At 48.6% G+C, this 23,218-nt stretch carries 17 protein-coding genes; 13 read left to right on the plus strand and 4 right to left on the minus strand.

Going from position 1 to position 23,218, the window contains the following annotated elements; translation table 11 throughout:
- Positions 1–106 precede the first annotated feature (106 nt).
- Positions 107–2,242: a DNA helicase RecQ gene (recQ, locus tag EFB08_RS16410; protein WP_123128052.1), complete on the plus strand. Its 2,136-nt coding sequence runs from the start codon at positions 107–109 to the stop codon at positions 2,240–2,242.
- Positions 2,243–2,368: 126 nt separating this feature from the next.
- Here recQ and EFB08_RS16415 read toward each other — a convergent pair whose 3' ends face one another.
- Entirely contained in the window at positions 2,369–3,547 is a 1,179-nt protein-coding gene (locus EFB08_RS16415) for a S8 family serine peptidase (RefSeq protein ID WP_123128053.1), read from the minus strand.
- Positions 3,548–3,883: 336 nt separating this feature from the next.
- Between EFB08_RS16415 and EFB08_RS16420 the strand changes: the two genes are divergently transcribed.
- The 4 genes from EFB08_RS16420 (at position 3,884) to EFB08_RS16435 (ending at position 8,154) form a co-directional block, all read left to right on the plus strand.
- Positions 3,884–4,645 (plus strand): LexA family transcriptional regulator, encoded by a 762-nt coding sequence (locus EFB08_RS16420; protein WP_123128054.1) that lies wholly within the window; start codon positions 3,884–3,886, stop codon positions 4,643–4,645.
- Positions 4,646–4,793: 148 nt separating this feature from the next.
- Complete coding sequence (locus tag EFB08_RS16425; RefSeq protein ID WP_123128055.1) at positions 4,794–5,510, plus strand: pirin family protein; 717 nt, start codon at positions 4,794–4,796, stop codon at positions 5,508–5,510.
- A 326-nt stretch (positions 5,511–5,836) separates the two neighbouring features.
- Complete coding sequence (locus EFB08_RS16430; protein WP_165864930.1) at positions 5,837–7,054, plus strand: zinc dependent phospholipase C family protein; 1,218 nt, start codon at positions 5,837–5,839, stop codon at positions 7,052–7,054.
- Between the two features lie 482 nt (positions 7,055–7,536).
- Entirely contained in the window at positions 7,537–8,154 is a 618-nt protein-coding gene (locus EFB08_RS16435) for a hypothetical protein (protein WP_193553979.1), read from the plus strand.
- A gap of 105 nt (positions 8,155–8,259) precedes the next feature.
- Here EFB08_RS16435 and rmuC read toward each other — a convergent pair whose 3' ends face one another.
- Positions 8,260–9,627 carry a DNA recombination protein RmuC gene (gene rmuC / locus EFB08_RS16440; RefSeq protein WP_123128072.1) on the minus strand — a complete coding sequence of 456 codons (1,368 nt, stop codon included), beginning with the start codon at positions 9,625–9,627 and terminating at the stop codon, positions 8,260–8,262.
- 378 nt (positions 9,628–10,005) lie between these two features.
- Here rmuC and EFB08_RS16445 point away from each other — a divergent pair, with 378 nt between their 5' ends.
- The 4 genes from EFB08_RS16445 (at position 10,006) to EFB08_RS16460 (ending at position 13,587) form a co-directional block, all read left to right on the plus strand.
- On the plus strand, positions 10,006–10,500 hold the full coding sequence (locus tag EFB08_RS16445) for a DUF2062 domain-containing protein (protein ID WP_125077762.1): 495 nt from the start codon (positions 10,006–10,008) through the stop codon (positions 10,498–10,500).
- A 255-nt stretch (positions 10,501–10,755) separates the two neighbouring features.
- Positions 10,756–12,063 (plus strand): cytochrome P450, encoded by a 1,308-nt coding sequence (locus tag EFB08_RS16450; RefSeq protein WP_123128073.1) that lies wholly within the window; start codon positions 10,756–10,758, stop codon positions 12,061–12,063.
- Between the two features lie 339 nt (positions 12,064–12,402).
- Positions 12,403–12,876 (plus strand): DUF4920 domain-containing protein, encoded by a 474-nt coding sequence (locus EFB08_RS16455; protein WP_123128058.1) that lies wholly within the window; start codon positions 12,403–12,405, stop codon positions 12,874–12,876.
- Positions 12,877–12,933: 57 nt separating this feature from the next.
- On the plus strand, positions 12,934–13,587 hold the full coding sequence (locus EFB08_RS16460; RefSeq protein WP_123128059.1) for a hypothetical protein: 654 nt from the start codon (positions 12,934–12,936) through the stop codon (positions 13,585–13,587).
- 10 nt (positions 13,588–13,597) lie between these two features.
- Here the strand turns inward: EFB08_RS16460 and EFB08_RS16465 are convergent, their stop codons facing one another.
- On the minus strand, positions 13,598–16,513 hold the full coding sequence (locus tag EFB08_RS16465) for a PD-(D/E)XK nuclease family protein (RefSeq protein WP_123128060.1): 2,916 nt from the start codon (positions 16,511–16,513) through the stop codon (positions 13,598–13,600).
- A gap of 176 nt (positions 16,514–16,689) precedes the next feature.
- Here EFB08_RS16465 and EFB08_RS16470 point away from each other — a divergent pair, with 176 nt between their 5' ends.
- The 3 genes from EFB08_RS16470 to EFB08_RS16480 all read left to right on the plus strand — a co-directional run bounded on the left by EFB08_RS16470 (position 16,690) and on the right by EFB08_RS16480 (position 19,105).
- Positions 16,690–17,361, plus strand: coding sequence for a metallophosphoesterase family protein (locus EFB08_RS16470; RefSeq protein ID WP_123128061.1), 672 nt, complete (start codon positions 16,690–16,692; stop codon positions 17,359–17,361).
- Positions 17,362–17,540: 179 nt separating this feature from the next.
- Positions 17,541–18,212: a metallophosphoesterase family protein gene (locus tag EFB08_RS16475; protein ID WP_123128062.1), complete on the plus strand. Its 672-nt coding sequence runs from the start codon at positions 17,541–17,543 to the stop codon at positions 18,210–18,212.
- Positions 18,213–18,436: 224 nt separating this feature from the next.
- Positions 18,437–19,105 (plus strand): metallophosphoesterase, encoded by a 669-nt coding sequence (locus tag EFB08_RS16480; protein ID WP_123128063.1) that lies wholly within the window; start codon positions 18,437–18,439, stop codon positions 19,103–19,105.
- A gap of 582 nt (positions 19,106–19,687) precedes the next feature.
- Here the strand turns inward: EFB08_RS16480 and EFB08_RS16485 are convergent.
- Positions 19,688–21,481 carry a DUF885 domain-containing protein gene (locus EFB08_RS16485; RefSeq protein ID WP_123128074.1) on the minus strand — a complete coding sequence of 598 codons (1,794 nt, stop codon included), beginning with the start codon at positions 21,479–21,481 and terminating at the stop codon, positions 19,688–19,690.
- A gap of 299 nt (positions 21,482–21,780) precedes the next feature.
- Here EFB08_RS16485 and EFB08_RS16490 point away from each other — a divergent pair, with 299 nt between their 5' ends.
- Positions 21,781–22,575, plus strand: coding sequence for a thymidylate synthase (locus EFB08_RS16490; protein ID WP_123128064.1), 795 nt, complete (start codon positions 21,781–21,783; stop codon positions 22,573–22,575).
- The last annotated feature ends 643 nt before the right edge of the window (positions 22,576–23,218 follow it).

Genomic DNA, 23,218 nt, shown 5'->3' on the forward strand with positions numbered 1-23,218 from the left:
GCATTTTAGATAGCCCGGAAGTTTTCCCGGGCTATTCTTGTTTATAGCGGCAGGTTGCAAAGGAAAAAAGATGTTTTTGGCTTATTTTTGTCAAAACGATTAGAAAATGGGAGTAAGGGAAGCACGGGAAGTTCTGAAGCAATATTTTGGCTATGATCAGTTCAGACCGGGACAGGAAGACATCATCTCCAACGTACTGGAGAAGCGCGATACCGTGGTGCTTATGCCTACCGGGGGCGGAAAGTCGGTCTGCTACCAGGTGCCGGGTCTGGTCATGCCCGGCCTGAGCGTGGTGGTTTCCCCGTTGATTGCTTTGATGAAAGACCAGGTGGAAGCGCTTTTGGGCAACGGCGTGAATGCTGGTTACCTGAACAGTTCCCAGTCGGCGAAGGAGCAACAGTTGATTGAGCAGCAATGCTTTGACGGCCGCATGAAAATGCTGTATGTGTCTCCCGAAAAACTGCTCTCCGCAGGGTTTTTCTCTTTCCTGAAACGTCTGCAGATTAACCTTTTCGCCATTGACGAGGCGCACTGTATCTCGGCCTGGGGCCACGACTTCCGGCCAGAGTACCTGCAACTGAAGAACCTGAAACTACAGTTCCCAGAGGTGCCCATCATCGCCCTCACCGCCACTGCTGATCGCCTTACCCAGCGCGATATCCTCACCCAACTTTATCTGCAGGACCCCAAGGTTTTCATCTCTTCCTTTGACCGGCCCAACATTTACCTGCAGGTGCAACCGGGCCAGAAACGCATGGAAGCCATTCTTGATTTCCTGGAGGAGCGTCCCTTTCAGCCGGGCATCATCTACTGCCTTAGCCGGAAAGCCACAGAGTCTCTGGCTGCCAAGCTGAAGGAAAAAGGCTACAACGCCGATTATTACCACGCTGGGCTCTCGTCGAGAGACCGCGAAAACGTACAGGAGAAGTTCCTGCAGGATAACATCCAGATCATGTGCGCGACCATCGCCTTCGGGATGGGGATTGACAAATCCAACGTGCGCTGGGTTATCCATTACAACCTGCCAAAGAACCTGGAGAGTTATTACCAGGAAATTGGAAGGGGAGGACGCGACGGCGCTCCAGCTGAGGCTTTGCTTTTTTACAGTTTAGCCGATGTGATGACCCTACGCGACATTGTAACCCAAGGCGAAAGCAGTAAGGAACAAGCGCTGTCTTTGGCCAAACTGGACCGCATGCAACAGTTCGCGGAGAGTACCAGTTGCAGACGCAAAACCCTGATGCACTACTTCGGGGAGGAGTACCACAAAGATTGCGGCAACTGCGACATCTGCGATAATCCGCCAACCTCTTTCAACGGCACTGAGCTGGCCCAGAAAATCCTTTCTGCGGTAGCCAGAACAAAGGAGACAGTGGCTTCGGCCCAGGTAGTGGATATTCTGCGCGGTTCCCGAAACCAACTTACCCTCACCAGAGGCTATGACCAACTGAAAACCTTCGGGGCGGGAAGAGATGTACCTTCCCAGGACTGGCAACGCTACATCCACCAGTTGATCAATCAAGGCATTCTGGAGGTGGCTTATGATGAGCATGGTGCTTTGAAGCTGACCAATGCTAGTCAAGACGTGCTTTTCAAGGGCAAAAAAGTAGAACTGGTGAAATTCCAGGCACCGCTGCCCAAAGAAGAGAAAGAGAAGCGGCAGAAGAAATCAAGAAGCGGGGTGGAGACGGCCTTGTTCGAACACCTGCGGCAACTTCGGAAACAATTGGCCAACGAGCGCAACATTCCGCCCTACGTGGTTTTCACTGACAATACCCTGCAGGAGATTGTAGAGCAGCGACCCACCAATCGACCGGCCTTCCTGGCTATCTCTGGGGTGGCGCAGGCCAAATACGAGCAATACGGCGAAATCTTCATCAACGCTATCCTTAGTTTTCTGGCCCAACAAGCCGAACAACAACAAGCCCGAATAAAAGGAACGACCCATTTGGTGACCTATGAATTGCTGCGTCAAGGCAAAACCCCAGAGCAAATTTCTGAGCAGCGGCAGGTACAGATCAACACGGTTTACTCGCACCTGGCAACGCTTTACCAGCAGGGCTATGACGTAGACTTGAAGCCCTACCTCTCTGACTGGGAATACAGCCGTGTACGGGAAGCCATTCAGCAGACAAAACAAACGGCCGCCCTTAAACCCATCTTTGAGTACCTGGAAGGTGAAATTGATTACCTGAAAATAAGGTTGGGTATAGGAAGGTTTAACAAAGAAAACAGCCTGTAAAGCAGTTTTAGGGTAAACTGCTCTCATTTTAGGCTCGTTTTACTAGAAAGGGAATAAAAGTAAAATGCAAAAGAAAGGCCCGTCTATTTGGACGGGCCTTTCTTTTGAAGTAAACGAAGAATTGATCTATTTCAAAGCAATCCGGTCAGGAGTGGTGTCCGGGTCGTTGGTTACCACACCTTGCGAATTCACTTTTCCGCCGGTGAGGGCCAGAATTCCTGCTACGTGCGGAGCGGCATACGATGTGCCGTTTCCGGTTGCATAGCTACTGCCTTTCCAGGTAGTCTGGATGTTGGTGCCCGGAGCTGAGAAATTTACGGAGGCTCCGAAGTTAGAGGTAGGGTTGAACTTGCCGTTAGAGTCCATGTTGGAAACCACAAATACATTAGGCGCAACCACGCGAGCAGGTGAATCTACTTTGCAGTCAATGTAGCTGTTACCAGAAGCCACTGCAATGAAGATTCCGCGGGCGGCAGTTTTCTTAACCAGGTCATCCAACATGGTAGAACCCGCTACGCGAAGGCTCATGTTCACTACATCGCCGGGCTTACCATACTGGTACACATGGTTCAAGGCTGAATAGATGCGAGTCAGGGTGCCGTAACCGGTGTTGTCAAATACGCGAAGGGCTACAATGGTAGCATTGGCGGCCACGCCAACTACTCCTTCGTTGTTGTTTTTAGCACCAATTATACCCGCCACGCCGGTTCCATGGCCATACCCGTCCTCAATAGAGACATCGCCGGAGATAAAAGACTTGCTGCGGGCCACATCTACGTTCAAGTCTGGATGGTTTGACTGCACGCCAGAGTCAATCACCCACACGGTTTTACCTGTTCCGTCTCCGTAGCCTACGCGGGCTACGCCCCAGGGAATGGTTTGGGTAGAGGTGGTGGTGGAGGAAGTGGTGGTAGAGGAGGCAATGGCGGTATTGGCTTTGCCCAACATGACCGCCTGCTCTGGTTCAATAAAGGCTACGTTTTGGTCGGCTTGAAGGAGTTTTAGCTCTTCTTTGCTGAAAGAACCCGAGAAACCGTTCAAAGCTCCCTGGAAAACCTCCCGGGCTCTACTGGTCTCCAACCCAATTCTTCCTAAAACCCGCTCCCGCAACTCACTTGCAGATTGTTGTTTACTGTCTTTCAGGATAACAATGAACTTGCCGGCGATAGCTTTGGAAGAAGCGGCAGGTTCTACTGGTAGGCTGGCTACTTCTTCTACTGGATCGTCTTGCTGACAACCAGACATGGAAAAGACCGAAGCCAGGGCAAAAAAGGACACTGCTTTCTTAAACGTAGCTGAATTCATATAAGGTAGATTAGTAAAAAATTCCCATAAATATGATGAATTAAGGCGCCATCAAGGATAAATGCGCTGATGGATATTCCTCAAATGTAGTGAATAATCCTACTTTCCGCCAAACATTATCATATATAAATTATTGATATTAAATACTTTATATATATGGATATTGCTTTGTATAAAGGTGAATTATGCTACTTATCACCCTTGAATGGAGGAAATTGGTTCGTTTGTAGCTTTAATTGGAAGAAACAAATGTTTCTAAAAACTAATGCCAAAATTATTAGTTGTTTGCTAAAGAATTAGTACTTTTACTTTGTCAAACATTCTACTTTTCTTCTTATGCTTAGCACTAACCTGAAATATCTTAGAAAGCAACTTAATCTGACCCAGGTGCAGCTGGCCGAAAGGCTGGAGATTAAGCGGTCTCTGATTGGGGCCTATGAAGAGGGGCGGGCCGAACCTAAACTGGCTACTTTGATGAAAATGGCTCAGGTTTTTCAGCTCTCGGTAGATGAGTTGATCAATCCTGAGTTGCCCAATACCTTCAAGTCTGGTTCAGCCAAGCGTTCTTCCAACGTAAAAGTGCTTTCCATTACGGTAGACGCGCAAGACCGTGAGAACATTGAGCTGGTACCTTATAAAGCAAGTGCCGGTTACCTGAATGGTTACTCAGACCCCGAGTTCATGGAAGAGCTACCTAAGTTCAGGCTACCCATGATCCAGAGCCCCGGCACCTACCGGGCCTTCGAAATCAAAGGTGACTCCATGTTGCCCATTCCGTCCGGAACGGTTATCGTGGGTAGGTACGTGGAGCAATGGCAGGAAATCAAGGATGGTACCCCGTGTATTGTGGTGAGTTTGCAGGAGGGTATTGTGTTTAAGCGTCTCTACCACCAACAAAAGCAGACTGCTTTACGCCTTCACTCAGATAACCCTAGCTACGAGCCTTACGATGTAGCTCTGGAGGACATTGTGGAACTGTGGGAAGCCAAAGCCTACATCAGCACTACCTTCCCGATGGCAGAGATCTCCCTGGATAAACTCACTTCCCTGGTGTTAGACCTTCAGCAAGAGGTGAAGAAGCTCAAGACTTCTAAGTAATATTCCTAAGAACAGGACTTTCTGGTCCGTTTAGGGGCTGTTTTTTAGAAAACAGCCCCTAAACGGACCAGTTTTGAATATAGGAAACCCATAATAAACCTCAGAGGCGTGGGTACGTATTTAACCTTGAACAACAACTCCGTATCTCATGATCAAAGTGATATCCGCCTCAGACAGACACCATGCCTCACACGGGTGGTTAGATTCCTACTTTCTTTTTTCCTTTTCAGACTACTATGATATGAACAACGTGCAATGGGGACCCCTGCGGGTTTTCAACGATGATTATATCAAAGCCAACAGCGGTTTTCCAGAGCATCCGCATTCTGAGATGGAGATTGTGACCATTGTTCTGGAAGGGGAGGTGACCCACAAAGACAGCCTGGGGAATGACACCGTGATCAGGGCGGGGGAGGTGCAGCGCATGACCACCGGCACAGGGGTGAGCCACTCTGAGCACAACCACTCAGACAAAGACCTTCACTTGTACCAACTCTGGTTTTTCCCGAACAAAAAGGGACTTACCCCCAGTTACGAGCAGAAAGCCGTTGATTTTACTGAGGAAAAAAACGAATTGGTGCCTTTAGTGACGGGCCAAAAGGTGTTGGAAGATGTGGTTTACATCAATTCAAATTCCACTATTTACTACGCCAACCTGAAAGAAGGAAAAGAGATTGATTTCAAGACCTTCCCCATCAGAAAAGGCCTTATATATGTGACCACCGGCGAACTGTTCGTTAACGGAATTCAGGTGCAGAAAAACGACCAAGTTCGGTCAGCAGATGTAGATGCCCTGCGCATTAAAGCCACGGCAGATAGCACCTTCATCCTGATTGATTTACCGGGGGTAGAAGCTAATTATTAAGAACACACTTCCTTTCTTTAAACCACAGAGGCGCGCCATTTTGGTGCGCCTCTGTGGTTTTTTATGGCAGGTAAGGATAAAAACAACCAAGGTGCAAATGTGCGTTTTTAAGGTAGTTTAAGTAAAAGGCTGCTAATACAACTCTTTTATACCAAAGTGAAAAAAAACCCAAAACTCAATACATTTCAAATATAAGCACCCAGTTATCTAATATCCGTATTTCCCGTAAGCAAGGGTACAAATGCCGTCTTTGGTTGAAAACGGCAAAATGCTGATATATGCTGGGTAAACGGTTCTTCTCCTGTTTTGGGGTTCTTTTGTTCACAATGCTCGTAAAGCCCTCGGTAAGTAATGCCTATGGTGTTCTCACGCACCAAGCCATTATAGATGTGGCCTGGGAGCCTTCCCTTGTTCCTTTGCTGCGGAAGAAATACCCCAAAGCTACTCCTGAGGAGTTGCGGAAAGCCCATGCCCATGCCTATGGAGGCGCTATCATCCAGGACATGGGGTACTACCCCTTCGGGAACACCTTTTTCACAGATTTAACCCACTATGTAAGAAGCGGTGATTTTATTGTTGCCCTGCTGGAAGAAGCGCAAACCATAAATGAATATGCTTTCGGGTTGGGAGCTCTGGCCCATTACTACGCCGACAATTACGGGCACCCCATTGGTACCAACCGTTCTGTTCCGCTGGTATACCCGGAGATGAAGGCTCAGTTTGGCCCCAGTGTTACCTATGAAGAAAACCCTTTGGCCCACATCAAAATGGAGTTCGGGTTTGATGTACTGCAGGTTGCCCGTGGAAATTACGCTCCTGAGGCATACCATGATTTTATTGGATTTGAGGTAAGCCAGGAATCCCTGGGGCGTGCTTTCAGAAAGACGTACGGCTTTGAGTTGAGCAGCTTGTTTATCAGCTTAAAGCTGACCATAGGTACCTTCCGGAGGTCGGTGAGTACCTTGATTCCCAGCTTGACCAAAGCCGCCTGGAATTTAAAAGAATCTGAGATTAGGGCGGCCAAGCCAAGTGCCACCCGCCGGCAGTACCTGTATCGGGTTAAAAGAACCGATTACCACCAGGAATGGGGCCGTGAGTACCAGGATCCCAATCTGTTTCAGAAAACGCTTAGCTGGCTTTTAAGGGTCCTGCCAAAGATTGGTCCTAACCGCACGCTGGCCTTTAAACCCCCAACCCCTGAGGCTGAGAAACTTTTTATGGAGAGTTTCAATGTCACCTCTGAGCATTATAGCGCCGGTATAAAACATCTTTCCTCAACGCTGGGCTCCCTCTCAAACACTGACCTTGATACCGGAAGCCGCACTCAGCTGGGTAGCTATGGAAAAGCCGACAAAACCTATGCCGAGTGGCTGGAGAGACTAGACAAAAATAATTTTGCCTCCCTTAGCCCTGAGTTAAAGCACAACCTACTGCAATTTTACCTGAAGGCAACCTCTCCTAAAGGGAGCGATAAAGAATCACAAGAAGAATGGAATAAAACACAAGCCCTATTAACTAAATTAAAAGCACATCAGATAAATTGAATCAATAGAATCAGGATTAATAATGGTAAATAGTAGATTTAAATTCGTTTTTTTATCTACTGAATGAATGTAAATTATTTAAATATATTTATTAACTGGAAGCAGATTAATTATGTTGTTTAATTAAATTTACTAGATAAATTTAGTTAAGTTTATTTATTTATATCTAGAAATAGTTTATTAGTTTTAGCTTCTTATTAATTGAATATATTATAATTAAAATTTGTAAAACACGCTCTGGAACTATGTTTTAACCTATTCTGCAGTTAGTTTAATGATTAGGAAGGTTGAATATATAGTTTGTAAATTATACGATGTGGAGTTTCGGTGTTTAGCGTATTTATTTAAAATAGTATATATTATTGGTTAAGGTTAATACGTATAAAAAAAACCGTATTTATTAAAACTTCATACTTCAGATTTAATTATTTGAAATCGTATAACCCACTGTTATATAGTTTAAAATATCAAATCAGAAGGCTATGAAGAAGAAATGGATTTCAATTTTTGCAGCTCCCATGATTGTGGCTGGATTATCTTTGGCGTCATCGTGCGACGATGATGATGATGCTTCAGGTACTCCATCAGGAACAACCACCGGAACCACGGCGGGAACAACTACCGGCACCACCAACGGGACTACCACGGGAACCACCACAGGAACCACCACAGGTACTACTACGGGAACAACAACTGGAACCACTACGGGTACCACGACAGGTACAACCGGAACTACTGGTACTACTGGTACCACCACTGGAACTACCGGCACTACTACTGGTACTACCGGCACTACTGGTACCACAGGCACTACAACTGGAACTACCGGTACAACTGGAACTACGGGTACTACTGGTACCACTGGCACGACAGGAACCACCGGAACGACTGGCACGACAGGTACCACTGGTACCACTGGCACGACAGGAACCACCGGAACGACTGGCACGACAGGAACCACAGGTACCACTGGTACCACTGGCACGACAGGAACCACCGGAACGACTGGCACGACAGGAACCACAGGTACAACAGGAACCACTGGCACGACAGGTAGCACTGGTACCACAACTGGTGGGACAACTACCGGCACTACCTGATCCGTTTTTTGTAGTAACATTAATATTCCAAATAAAAGAGGCCGCTATATTCACAGCGGCCTCTTTTATTTGGAATAGAGTAAAAGCCTTTTTAAGACACTATCCTTAAGCTTCTTCCAAATTTTCCTCTTCCAAAGGATGGTTTTCTAAGAAGTTCTCAGCCAAAGAAGGCGCATTGTAAAGCCACTGAGTTTCCATGGTTTTGCTTGTGCGAGCGCCTAGTTTTTTAAGTAATTCTACCTTCTTGAGCAGGTTACCGTTCCCTTCTGAGAGTTTGTTCATGGCGGCATGGTACTTCTGCTGGCTTCGGTCCAGGTTCACGCCAATGTCTTTCAGGTCGTCCAGGAAGTTGGCAAATTTATCGTAGAGCTTGCCGCTTTCCTCGGCAATGCGCAGGACGTTGCGCTTCTGGCTTTCCTGTTTCCAGACGCTGGCCACCGTTCTAAGGGTAGCCAACAGGGTGGAGGTGGTTACAAAAACGATGTTTCGGTCCAGTGCCTCCAGGAAAAGATCCCGGTCGTGCTGAATGGCCAGGTTGAAAGCTGGCTCTATGGGAATGTACATGAGCACAAAATCGGGGGAATGGATGCCGTGCAGATGCTGGTAGTTTTTGCGGCTTAAATCTGAAAAGTGGGTCCTAATCGCCTGAATGTGGCTTTTCAGGTAAACCTGTTGCTGGAATTCATCCTCGCAGTTGCAGTAGGCATCATACGCCACCAAACTTACCTTGGAGTCGATGATCAGGTGTTTGTTGTCGGGCAGGTCCACGATGACGTCCGGTCGGAAGATTTTGGCATCATCGTGTTGCAGCACTTGTTCGCGGCGATAGTGCACGTTCCGTTCCAGCCCGGATTTCTCCAGTAGGTTTTCCAGTAGGTATTCGCCCCAGTTTCCCTGGGCTTTTTTCTCCCCCCGCAAGGCTTTGGTTAGGTTTAGGGCATCTTGGCTCATCTGTTGGTTCAGACTTGCCATGTAGGTGATCTGCTCTTTAAGAGAAGTGCTGTCCTTTAGCGTCTTCTCATAGGTCTGCTCCACCTTAGCTTCAAATTCCTTGATACGTTCTTTCAACGGAGACAAGACCTGTTCTAGGTTTTCGGCAGAGGTTTTCCGGAAGTGCTCTGCGTTGTTGACTAGCACTTGGTTGGATACCTGTGTGAACTGCTGCATGAACGTTTCGCGGAGTTGGGAGAGCTCTTCGCGTTCATCGGAAAGTTTCTGTTTCAGGTGGTAGATGTCGTTCTCGGCCCGGGTGACCTCGGCGTGGAGTTCCATCACCTTGCTGTTCTCGCGCCGCAACTGCTCCTGTAGTTTCAGCATCTCGGTTTGGGTGGCTTCCTGTTGTTTCAAGGCGAAAGCCCGGTCTCCTTCCTGGTTTTGCAGGGTGGTCCTGAGGGCGGAGAGCTTGGCCTGCCCCAGAAAGTACGCCAGAATGGCCCCAATCAGGAAGGCAAGAAGCGAGAGGGTTAAATCCATAGCAGTGGGGTAAATCAGGTGAATGAACACCTAAAGATACGCTAAAAGTGCCCAAGCCTAAAAATTTTCGCAATAGTAATAGGGTTAGCAAGGTATTTGTTTGTCTAGGTAAATGCAGCGATGGCTGATAGACCCATTAAGCTGTTATAGAGTGGTTGCCTCCGGCGCTTTCCGGAAGCAACGAATGTACTGGTTCCTCTTCCTGTGGTGTTCTATTTCAAGCGTTTACGCAGTAAAGTAGATCTAAAACGGGGAGAGGAAACTGGTATCTAAAAAGAAAGTGAAAAATATTGCTTTGGACGGGATAAAAGCACAACATTTGTCGTTGCATTTGGTAGGGCAGAAACAACCGCCAAAGTAGAGGAATATTTGAGAAACGTGTTACTATTTAGAAAAGGAAACCTGAAGCATTTCATACGGCGCAAGCTGTGGGAACCCGTGCTGGAGATGGTAAAGCAAGGCATCACCCCGCACCAACTGGCGCTGACCATTACCCTGGGCGCAGGTTTCGGGATGGTACCTTTTCTGGGGCTTACCACGTTGCTGTGTACCTTCTGGGCCATCCGTTTCCGGCTGAATGTAGCTTTTACCATCCTGATTGGGTACCTCATGCAGCCGGTGCAGATTGCCTTGTACGTGCCGTTTGTTGATCTGGGGCAGACCATTTTCCCGGTGACCCCTATCCCTTTCTCCCTGGATAAACTCACCACCATGTTCCAGGCAGATTGGCTTAATGCCTTGCAGCAGCTTTGGTTAGCGAACCTGGTGGGCATTATGGCCTGGCTCTTGTGTTTTATCCCCTTTGGTTTTGCCATGTATTTCTCCAGCCGCAAGGTCCTGCACCGGGTGCTTCCGGCTGCGCAGGTTGCCTAAGGCTTTACGCCTGTTTTCCCTAAAAGCCCCCGGAACCACTTAAAACCTTCTACCTTCTTGGCTCGTCTCCAGGTGAAAACCCCATTTTACGTGCTGTAGAGTGGTGGTTTATACCCTTTTTATGTCCCTGTTCCCGCAAGGAGGAACACCACATGTTCTTGTGCGTACGCTGTAACGAAGTAAATGCTCTTGCCAACTCCTTTAAAAGGGTAATCTCCGGCAATGGGTATTCTCTTATCTAACTTACGCCAGCTTATGAGCACCATTCCTCAGGAGAAAGTACTTGACAATTCCCTTCGTCTGCTACTAGAAGGCTTTCCATTTATCCAGAACCGGGTAGAGCGTTTCCAATCCAATATCTTCAAGACCCGCATCATGTTCCAGAACGTGATCTGCCTGCATGGAGAAGAAGCGGCCAAGGTTTTCTATGACCCGGATAAATTCATGCGGTACCAGGCCATCCCCAACCGGATCCAGAGAACCCTCATGGGCAAAGATGCCATCCAAACCATGGATGGGGAAGTACACCTGCACCGCAAAGCCATGTTCATGTCTTTGATGAACCCCGATAGCCTTCATAAACTTAACCGGCTAATGACGGAGCAGTGGCAGGCGTATATCAAGCGTTGGGAGCAGATGGACGAAGTGGTGCTATTCGAGGAAAGCCAGGATTTGCTTTGCCGGGTAGCTTGCGCCTGGACGGGAGTTCCCTTGAAAGAAAAGGAAGTGCGGCTCAGGGCTCAGGATTTTGCCGCCATGGTAGATGCATTTGGGGCAGTGGGGCCACGGCACATGCGCGGCAGAAAAGCTCGTAAAAGAGCCGAAAAGTGGATCGGGAAAATCATCAAAGATATCCGAAAGGGGAAATTGGGGTTTACGGAAGGATCACCAGCCCACGTGGTTGCCTTTCACCGAGACCTGGAAGATAATCTGCTGGACGTGCACATGGCTGCGGTGGAGTTGATTAACCTGTTGCGGCCCATCGTGGCTATTGCCTGGTACATCACCTTTGGGGCCGTGGCGCTGCAGGAACACCCGGTAGCCCGCCGTAAAATTGCCGAAGGAGAAGAGGGATACGTGGAGATGTTTGTGCAGGAGGTTCGGCGGTATTATCCTTTCGGGCCGTTTTTGGGAAATCGGGTGAAAAACGATTTTGACTGGGGCGGCCACCATTTCAAGAAAGGCACCCTGGTGTTCCTGGATATTTACGGCACCCTGCACGACCCCAACATTTGGAAGCACCCAGATGAGTTTTATCCCTACCGCTTCAGGGATTGGGATGGCAGCCCTTATAATTTCATCCCGCAGGGCGGAGGCGACCACTTCACCGGACACCGTTGTGCCGGCGAATGGGTGACCATTGAGACCATGAAAGTCTCCATGGTTTTCCTCTCAAAGTACATGGACTACGATGTGCCTCCCCAGGATTTGAGTTTCAGCTTGGTGCGGATGCCTACTTACCCCAATAGTAAGTTTATCATGCGGAATGTGAAAGGCACTCACCCGCAAGTTGAAGCCAACCTGAATTCCCTTTCAAAGTGTCCCTTCCACCACTCTGCTTAAGACAGGTAGTAGTTGTTTAAGAGAAAAAGCATAAAGGTATTTAATCAAGTTAGTTATCTGCTTGTCTTTCATTTCTGATCCAAACCACAAGCATTTAATAAGTGCTCTAAAGGCCCAACAGTTTAACCGCTTTTTCAGAGCTGTTTCTGCTTGCCGCTTTAAGGCAGTTTCCGCAAAAGTGACCTGAAAATAAAAAATGAAAGGGTGGAATAGGGTTAAACCAGAAGGTAGATGTCTGTAAAGAAAGGCAGGCCTAAAATTAGCCGCGCAATTTGTTCCTTATGCAAGAACAAGGTAACTTTTGGGCATGTCTCACTTTCTAAAACCTTTCGTTTCCTGATGAAGTCCATCGTAATTCTGGCAGTGGCGTTATCCTTTAGCTCCATTGCTTTCGCTCAAAGTGATATCCCTTCTGCCAAACCCGGAGCCCAGTACGGCAAAAAAGTCAAAGCTTCCAAAGCAGTAGCCGCCAATAATCTTGCGCAGAAAGTTAGCCCTGAGGTACCTTTCTCCGGACAGATTGAAGGCACCGTGGTGGAGGTGTGCAAGAAAAAAGGCTGTTTCATGAAAATGGCCCGCGAAAACGGGGATCCCATCATGGTGAAGTTCACCGATTACGCCTTCTTCATGCCACAGGATATTGTGGGTAAGAAAGTGGTGGTGCAAGGAACGGCTAAAATGAAAGAAACCTCCGTGGAGCGCCTGCAACACTTTGCCGAAGATGCCGGCAAAAGCAAGGAAGAAATTGCTAAAATCACCCAACCTGTCCAGGAGATAGAGATTACCGCCGATGGCGTTTTAGTGGTGAAGTAAGTGCAGGAGTGCTGGCAAGTGCAATGAAGATGAAATTCCATCCTTATTCATACGTAGATGCAAGCACAGATTTCAAGATTGTTGAAGGTAATTCCGGTTATCGCCCTGCTGGGAGGTTTTCTCCTGGCGCTTCATTACGTCCTGCACCTGGTGTATGGCGTGCAAACCGGCAAGATTCTCTGGGAGGCCATGGAAAGCCCGTTGGGCAAAGCCGACGGCTCTGTTTTCTCCGCGGCTTTCGCCATTATTGACCTGGCTTTGATTTTCATGATCGTTGCCCATTTAAAATCCTTGAAGAACCTTAAATACGTGGCGTTGTTCTTTGGTGTCGTCGCCTTCCTGGCGGCAAGCACCGGGTTCTGTGTCTTTACTTTTGCCGGTAAAATGATACCCTTCCTGATGCCCGTGGCCTGCCTTTCCATGTTTATCAGCGCCATTTTGCTGGGCATCACCGGAATACTGTCAAAGGTCTTCCCTGCCTGGGTGAGGTATGCCATGATTGGCTTTGGGGTGTTCACCGCACCTTTGGGCTGGTTATTGCCGAAATTCGTAGGAGCTATCCCGATGTATGTTCTGTTTGAGCTGCATTTCTTCCCGATGGGAATTCTGTGGATGTGCATAGGCACCGCCTTCTACCTGAAGAACCGCCGATCTCAACTCGAAAGCACTTCCCGTTTAGAGGCCCTTTATCCAAAAACAGCCCTAAAATAGATTACCCAGGTTAGCCTCGGGCACAGATACTTTTATAGGCGCAGTACTGGCAGGTTTCCAGATCATTGGTCTTCCGGATGGGTTCCTCAGGGTTCAGCATCCGGAGGACCAATTCCTTTAATAGGCGTTCTGAGGTCTGGATGAAATCAGTGGGGGCACCCTGGGCATCCACGAACGGAAGCTCCGAGGTAAGTACGCCCGCGCCCAGGTTCCTGAACGAGATAATACCCGCCTCGAAATCATAGCTGGCTTTGGGCAGGTTCAAAACCTTACTTTCCAACAGACTTCCTTTCTGAATCTCCTTGGCCAGAATGTAGCGGTACAACCAAAGCTGACGCACTTTGTCTAAATGGCGGTCGTGCAGGAGGGTGGTTTCCAGTTCCTCGGGGTTTACTTTCAGGTTACGGGCCTCTACTTTCCCGGTTTTGTAGTCAATCACGCGAAGGGTGTGGCCGCTCAGGTCTATGCGGTCGGCTTTGCCGGCAATGCGCACGGGCACCTTTTCGCCGGAGGGCAGTTTCACGTCAAGGTCGGTGAGCAGGGTTTCTTCAAGTTGCAGGATGTACAGCGGCAGTTCCTCTGATTCGCGTAGGTTTTCCAGATAACGGGTCAAAAGCTGCACGGCCACCTGGTACAGGATCAGGTTCATGCCTTGTTCGGGCAGGTTGCCTAAGGTGCCGCGCTTGAATTCGAGCTGCACTTTCTTGGGCAGATTCGCCAGCATCACGTCTACATCGGCTTTCTGGATGGGCTTGGCTTCCTCGGCAAACGGCCGGAAATAGTCTTCCAGTACCTGGTGCACAATTGTCCCGAAGGTATCGGCGCCCACCAGTTCATCTATCTCGTCTACTTCCTCCAACTTGGCAATGCGGCTGAAGTAGTATTGCAGGGTGCAGTTCACAAACTGGTTCAGGTGAGAAGGATACAGGCCGCGCCGAAGCTGTTCCTTCAATTTGCCTAATACGACCTCGTCTTTCTGAATGATGATGTCGGGCTCGTACTCCTTCGTGTCCAGTTGCTCTACCACGGCCGTCAGTTCCCGAAATTTGATGTTGGGGTTTCTTAGGGCCAGGTCATGCTGTAACTGCAAAATAAATCGGCTTTTCTCACCCGAGCCGTAGGTGTCTGAGGGCAGCACATAGAGCAGGTTCACGCGTTTGGCCCGCTGTAACAAACGGTAGAAGTAGTAAGATGTAATGCTTTCTTGTTCAGCATAGGTAGGCAACCCGAAGGTGCGCAGTACATCATACGGGAACAGCGAGTTCTGCTTCTTAGGCTGCGGTAGCACGTTCTCATTCACGCTCAGGATGATGAGGTTTTCAAAATCCAGGGCGCGGGTCTCCAGCATCCCCATGACCTGGGTGGGAGAAATGGGTTCGCCGCTGAACGGGAGCTTGGTGTTGCCTATCTGCTCGTAAAGGAATTTCTTGAAACTTCGCACCGAGATCTTGTGCTCGCGGCAATCAAACAACGTATCCAGCCGCTTCACGATGGTGTACAGAATGAAGAGGTACTCCGTTTCTATGGGGTTTTCAGATTCTACCCGGTAAATGCGGCCCAAGGCGTCTACCAGGTGATACAGTGAGTCAATGAGATCGGTGCAGTCGTTCCAGGTCTGGAAGAGGGTGATGAACATAGGGTGCTCGCGGCCTAACTGGATGATCTCCTGAGCGGTAAGCAGCACGCTGTTGCGCTGCACCATCTCATCCAGCACGTGCTGAAACAGATCCAGGTCCGTCTCGCGCTCCGCAATGCTGTTCAGGTACTGTTCATAGCGCCGCAGAAATGGGTGCTGCAACAGTTTGGTCACGGCCAGGTGATGGTAGCGGTTTACCTTGTACCCTGTGTCGGTGGGTTGTACCACGCCCGTCAGATGTACCTCAAAAAGCAGATCAACCAGGTTGAACAGGGGCGTACCTTTGAATGACAACCCCATGGTGACGTTGTAATCTGATACTTCGTCTGAGATGGAGTGCAGCACAGGCAGGAGTAGGGTTTCATCTGGAAGAACGATGGCTATCTCGGCTTTAGGGTCTTTTTGCCGAATCTCGCGCAAAAGCTGCCCGGCAATCTTGCCTTGCATGCTGGCGTTGGCCACGCCAATGGCGTTGATCTCCTTAGTGTCTTGCAGAAGCAGGTTCTGTTGCCAGTTCCACTCGGGAAGCGGCCACTTGGCTTTGTAGCGTTTCAGGAAATGGCCGGCGCGTTTGTCAGAATCCGGAGCCATGTAATAGTCATCGGAATCAAAGAAAACATCGGCTTTGCCGGCTTCCAGCAAGGTTTGGATGATCTTCTGCTCGGCTTTGCTCAAGGCGTTCAAACCCACAAAAATGTACCGGAAACAACCTTTGTCGCTCTGCGCGATGTCTTTGATGCGGCTGGCTACCATCCGGAAGGCCATTCCCGTATAAGCCTGTTTGTCTTTGGAAAGCTTTTGGTGCAGGGCGTGGTAGGTGCGCTCCAGGTTAGCCCACAATTGGAAATACTGCTTCACGTTGGGGGTGGGCACGCTGCTGCCGGGTTTGGCGGGGTCCCAGCGCTCCAGGGCTTTGGCTTCGCTCACGTATTCGAATACCGCTTTGGGGTCTACCAACTCCATGTCCATGCGCGAGAAATCCTCCAGCAACGTAGCCGACCAGCCCACGAACTGGTCAAAGTCCAGGTGCGGATCAAAGCGCAGCATCAGGTCATAAAGGTCCAGTTGCAGGTGCAGCGGTTCCAGTACTTCTACGTTGGCCATGTTGCAGACAAACTCCTCCATGGAATAAATCTGCGGCGACCAGATACCGGTAGGCGCGGCTTCGGCCAAGGCGTTCTTGAAGTAGAGGGTAGCACGGCGCGTGGGCAGCACAATGCACAGGTCGCTCAGTTGGTCGGTGTAGGTCTGGTAGATGTGTTCAGCGGTTTGCCGAAGGAAAGATTGCATGGCGCGTTTTCTGGTACCGGAAATGAAAGAGCAAGATACAACGTTTTACCCCTGTTTTCCTGAAATAGGCCCTTAAACGCAGATTTTTACCTGCTATCAGTTGAATAAGTGACTTTAGGGTAAGATGTTAATTTTTCAGCCTCGTATTAACATCATTATTCATTTTCGAGGAAAGTATGAGCCGTTACGCCATCTCTGATATTCATGGGTGTAGCAAAACCTTCCGGTACCTGGTGGAAGAGGAGGTAAAGCTTCAACCCGCAGACACCCTGTACCTTCTGGGCGACTACATTGACCGAGGACCCGACTCCAAAGGCGTGATAGGCTTCATCCTAGAATTGCGCAAAAAGGGTTTCCAGGTGACCACCCTGTGCGGTAACCACGAAGACATGCTGCTGGATGCCCGCGCCAACCCAGATTACCCAGAGAATTGGTTTTATAACGGCGGATTAACCACCCTGAAAAGCTTCAATACCTTATCTCTTAAGGAAATACCCGCCCGTTACTGGAAGTTTATAGAGGATTTAGAACTGTTTGTAGAACTAGACGACTACCTGTTGGTGCACGCCGGTTTCGATTTTTCACATGACTACCCTTTTGATGACCGGGAAGCCATGCTCTGGATCAGGGAGTTTGAGGTAGACAAAACCGTTGTAGGAGCCAAGAAGATCGTCCACGGCCATACGCCTATTTCCCTGGAAGATATTGAAACCTCGCTGAAGCCACCCGTCGCTGATGTCCTCAACATTGATGGAGGCTGTGTTTTTACCAAACAGTTAGGCTATTTGACCGCTCTGAACCTTGACACCTTTCAGCTGTACCGTGTAAAGAACAGGGAAGCAAATTGAATATTTTCTCCGTTCCCTCTGACAAAGAATCTCCATTCTTCACAGAAATGGAAGCAGTAAAATCCCCCGTTTTAAAGCAAATTTGGTAAAACAAGGCTGAAAGAAGTTGGCCTTTAAGTAATAGAAAAAAATTAGATAGAAGTTGTTAGAAGGTTGTAAGTAAATAAGATAAGGTAAGTATGAGTAGATATGCTATTTCAGATATACACGGCTGTTTGAAAACGTTCCGCTATATGGTAGAGGAAGAACTGAAGGTGCAACCCACCGATGCTTTGTACCTGTTGGGTGATTACATTGACCGGGGTCCGGATTCAAAAGGAGTAATAGACTTCATCCTGGAACTACAGGAAAAAGGGTATAACGTCACTACGCTTTGCGGAAACCACGAAGACATGCTGTTAGATGCCCGCGATAATTCTGGTTACCTGGATGACTGGCTCATCAACGGCGGGGTGCCCGCCCTTAAAAGCTTCAACACCGATACCTTGTTTGGTATACCAGCCAAGTACTGGAAGTTCTTCGATGAGCTAAAGCTATACGTTGAACTAGACGATTACCTACTGGTGCATGCCGGCTTTGACTTTTCCCTCCCAGACCCGTTCTCAGACCGTCAGTCCATGCTCTGGACCAGGGATTTTGAAGTAGACAAAAAGAAACTCGGCAACCGCCGCATCGTGCACGGACATACGCCCATTTCCCTGAACGAAATCGCCTCCACTCTCCGGAAACCAGTTTCACCCGTCATCAACATTGATGGTGGCTGTGTGTTCGACTCCCGGTTTGGCTATCTCACCGCCTTGAACCTGGATACCCTGGAACTGCATGCCCTCAAGAACCGGGAAGATATGTAAGGCTTTTGCCCACGGGGTTATGTAAAGTGGGTGTTGGTATTGCTTCCTTTTTCTTGTAATAGAGGAGGAAATTTGCTTTGAAAGACTGGAGGTAGTTTCAGGTTTGTTTTCTTAAAACAAGGCGAAAACAACCAAGGAGATAAAGTCATAATCTAATAGATCAAACAATTATAGTGGTACTTTATATTGTTTGAAGTAAAGCATTAATAATAATCAAGTCAGGAATGAGCAGATATGCTATATCAGATATTCATGGGTGCGCAAAAACCTTTAAGTATATGGTGGAAGAGGTCCTCCACCTAAGAAACCGGGACAGCCTCTTTTTATTGGGCGACTACATTGATCGCGGGCCAGATTCCAAGGGTGTCTTAGATTACATCTTGAAACTTATAAGGAACGGTTACAAGGTTTATGCCCTCAGCGGCAACCATGAGTACATGATGCTTAGAGCCCGCGAAAACCTGGCCTACAATACTTTTTGGTTGACAAATGGGGGAAAAGAAACGCTTGAAAGTTTTCGAGTAGAAACCATCGAGAGCATTAAGAGTGTGTACTGGGACTTACTGGAACAATTAGAGCTTTACATGGTACTTGATGATTACCTGCTGGTGCATGCCGGTTTCAACTTTGCTATTTCCAACCCCGAAAGGGATAAGCATACCCTGCTATGGGCCCGGGAGTTCGAAGTTGATAAACAAAAACTTGGAAACCGAAGGATTATCCATGGGCACACCCCTCTACCTCTGGAACAAATAAAATATTCCCTGAGAAAACCGGTGTCAAACGTCCTCAACATTGACGCCGGCTGCGTTTTTAAATCCCAGTTAGGCTACCTGGTTGCTTTGAATCTTGATACCTTGGAACTCCACTCTGTGCCTTCTATGGACTCTTAGTTGAATAGGGTAAGGAGCTTGGGAGGCTGCTATTCAGCTTGTTGGTGATAACACCAACAAGGGGGTAAGGTGGGAAAATGTAAAATACTAACAACAGGTAAAGGATTAACGGTTCTTGGCATAGACGCTCGAAGGACCTCCGGACGCTGCGAGGTCTTTGAGGAGTTTGAACTGCGCTCCAATAAAGAAGGCCTCACAGTTTTATGAAAAATTGTGAGGCCTATCGTTCCTGCTGGCATAGTGCTCTTTCGTTCCTGATGGCACATTTCCTATTCCAGTCTTTCGGGTGAGCGCCTAGGCAGGTTCCGATGCCGAAGGCATTGCGACCAAAGGGAGCAAAGGATGCTGGCACAGTGCGAACCCGGAAGACGAGGCCTCGCGGCCGTGAGCGCTCGGAGAGAAACCATGCAACAATAAAGCGCTTGCATCCACGCAAATACCAGACTTCTGCCAGCACAAGCCAGCTGCATGCACCCAAATAAGTCTAATCAATTCCTTAAACCCTATCCCCAAAAAGAAACGCCCGCAAGAGAATTTCCCTGCAGGCGTTTCAAAATTAAATCGGCGTAAGCCAAAGAACTTTTATTTCTTCTGCGACTTGGCCCAAGTATCCATTTTCTTCTCCAGCACACTCAAAGGCATGTTGCCGTCTTTCAAAAGTTCATCGTGGAAGGAAGCCAGTTTAAACTGATCCCCTAACTCTTTCTCGTACTTGGCACGCAGTTCCCCGATTTTGAGTTGACCAATTTTGTAAGAAAGGGCCTGGCCAGGAATTGCCATGTAGCGCTCAATCTCGGCAATGGCCCCTTCCTCTGAAATGGCTTCGTTGGCCATCATGTACTGGATAGCTTCCTCGCGGGTCATGCCTTTTGTGTGCATTCCAACGTCTACTACCAGGCGAATGGCCCGGTGCATTTCATCACCCAGGGCGCCCATGTACTGGTAAGGATCGGTGTAGAGGCCTAACTCTTTTCCAAGGGATTCGGTGTACAGCGCCCAGCCTTCGCCGAAGGCTCCGTACCAGTTGAACCGGCGGAACTTAGGCAGGCTTTCGTTTTCCTGCTGAAGCGAGATCTGGTAATGGTGCCCGGGAATGGCTTCGTGCAGGAACAGCGACTCCATGCCCGAGGTGGTGTTAAACTTGGTGGCGTCTAAGATAGGTAGGTAGAAAATGCCGGGGCGGGACCCGTCTGGGGAACCCTGGTTGTATTCCGCGGAGGCAGAGGCTGCCCTGAAGGCTTCGGTCTGGCGTATCTCAAATGGCGTTTTTGGCGTGCGGCCGAACATCTTCTGAAGGTTTGGGGTAATCTTGGCCTGAATGGAGCGGAAAGCACCAAGCACTTCGTCGGGGGTTTTGTAAGGCGTGAATTTGGGATCGTTGCGCAGGTAGGTAAAGAACTGGTCCATGTTTCCTTTGAAACCTACCTGGTCTTTCACTTTCAGCATCTCGCCGTTGATGCGCTTCACCTCCTGCTGGCCGGTTTTGTAGATTTCATCAGGAGATTGATCGGTGGTGGTCCAGTACTTGACATAGTAGGTGTAGAGGTCTTTTCCGCCGGTTACTTCCTTAATGCCGGTACTGGTGCGGGCCTTGGGCAGGTATTCCTGCTGCAGGAACGTAGCCAGCTTCTGGTAAGTAGGCACCAGTTGGGTACTGATGGCTTGTTTATAGGCTTGGGTCAGGCGGGCGCGGTCTGCGGCGGGCACCTCGGCCGGAAAGTTCTGGATGGGGCCGTAGAACAGGCTTTTGGTTGGGTCTGAGACCACCATGCTCTGCATCTGCGGGATCATCTTGGTCACCAAAGGTCTTGGAAGCACCAGGCCGGCATTCATTCCCTTCCTGAAATTGGCGATGGCACTGTCGGCCCAGACGGTGAAGCCCTGCACGCGGCCCAACCAGTTCTCGTAGTCTTTGGTGTTCTTGAAGGGCTGATTGCCGGTGCCCGCACCCAATTGGCCCATGGTGAGCGGCAGACCCCAGAACTGCTGGAAAGGAATCATCCAGGTGTTAAGTTTCAGGCCCTCTAACCGGGATTTGGTTTCGTACTCGAAGATATCGTAGCTGATCTGGTCGTTGGCGTTCAGGTCCTGGCGCTCAAACTGATGCAGCTTGTCCTGGTACTCCTTGTAGAATGTGTTCAGGGAATCTCGAAACGCTTGGGTGTTGTCGTTGGGCAGGAGGTGGTTGTAGCGGTTGTCGCCTTGGGAGGTGGCATCCAGGGGGAAAAACCGGGCATTCTGCTCCCAGTAATCTTCAAATAAAGTAGAAAGCTGGGGGTTGTTGGACACATTGGCCGCCGTGGCGGTCTCTGTTTTCTTCTGGCAGGCAGACAGCAGCGCTCCGGCCAGTAAAGCCGACAGCATCAATTTTTTCATAAGGTTCTGTTTGTTTTTGGGTGGCCTAAGATAGCCAACAAAAGCCAAGGCCAATTACTTCTCCTTTTACGGCAGCGGTAAAAAGTTTGGGGTACGTACAAACCCTTTGTTTTAGAGGCATTTCTGAGAAAACACCCGGTAAACGGGTGGGCTTTTCCGGAAGCACTCTGCCCAATTTTCTATTTTAAACCCAAGAAAGAGAGGGGAGGAGTTTTGTTTCTATCCTTTGGGTGTAGCCACTTTTTCCTATCTTCAAGCACCCATTTCTAATTCCAACTTCTAAATTCCCCATTAATAATATGCAGGCTTACTTAGATCTAATGCGCCACATTCTGGATAAGGGCGTGAAAAAGGAAGACCGGACTGGCACCGGTACCCTGAGTGTGTTTGGCTACCAGATGCGGTTCAACCTGCAGGAAGGTTTTCCGTTGGTGACCACCAAGAAAGTACACTTGAAGTCTATCATTTATGAATTGCTTTGGTTTTTGCGCGGCGAAACCAATGTGCGCTGGTTGCAGGAGCGAGGCGTGAGCATCTGGAACGAGTGGGCCGATGAAAACGGCGACCTCGGGCCGGTGTACGGCTCGCAGTGGCGTTCCTGGCCAACTCCAGACGGCGGACACATAGATCAGATTCAACAGGTGATAGAACAGATCAAGCGTAACCCAGATTCGCGCCGCCTCATTGTGAGCGCTTGGAACGTGGCCGAAGTCAACAACATGAAGCTGCCGCCCTGTCATGCGTTCTTCCAGTTCTACGTAGCCGAGGGAAAACTATCCTGCCAGTTGTACCAACGGTCTGCCGATGTGTTCTTAGGCGTGCCCTTCAACATTGCCTCTTATGCGCTGCTCACCATGATGGTGGCCCAAGTCTGCGACCTGCAACCCGGCGAATTCATCTGGACTGGCGGCGACACCCACCTCTACACCAACCACCTGGAGCAAACCGAACTTCAGCTTACCCGTGAGCCTAAAGCGTTGCCAAAGATGAAGATTAACCCAGACGTGAAAGATATTTTCGGGTTCTCTTTTGAAGATTTCAAGCTGGAAGAATATGAGCCGTGGCCCGGGATTAAGGCACCTGTGGCGGTGTAATCTTGTTTTTAAGCCTCCTTTCAAAGGGCTAATAACCGGAGTTGTTCCGTTTATACATTAGTTAGGCATAAATTAGAATAAAAAATGAAAATTGTTTTAGTCATAATATATATAATAGCCCTTGTAGAACTGACTATTGGATGGAGCCAAAATCCAAAGAAGAAATTCTACAGGAAACTGTTTAATATCAAAATATATATAATAACGCTTTTCTGTTCTTTTCTTCTGCTCATAATTCCGTTATACGACTTAATATATGACCACCAATTTGGCAATGTTTATTTAGCAATACCCTTTACCTATCTCATCTTATTTAAAATTGCCGACGGAATATCCTTACTAGTGAATAAGAGGCACATCATCATTGTGGGAAGAGGTGATAACTTTCCTAAGGAGCATAAATGGTATGTGGATTCTGTTTTGTCCTTTACAGCTTTATTTGGCGCTGTTGTTATTCCTGTCTTGATTCGTGAATGCATAAATAATTAAATCTATGCCTAACAACGTGTAAACGCCAGCATCGCCCGACGGCCTTGCCGTCGTTTACACAAGTACGTTGGACGCAAAAAGAAAAGATGAATCTAGATCGAATAAGTGAGCTTAATGAAGCTTTGGCTAAAGGCACTGATACATCGTTGGAAAT

Origin of the sequence: Rufibacter latericius (genome assembly GCF_003721515.1) — a bacterium.
Classification (GTDB): Bacteria; Bacteroidota; Bacteroidia; order Cytophagales; family Hymenobacteraceae; genus Nibribacter; species Nibribacter latericius.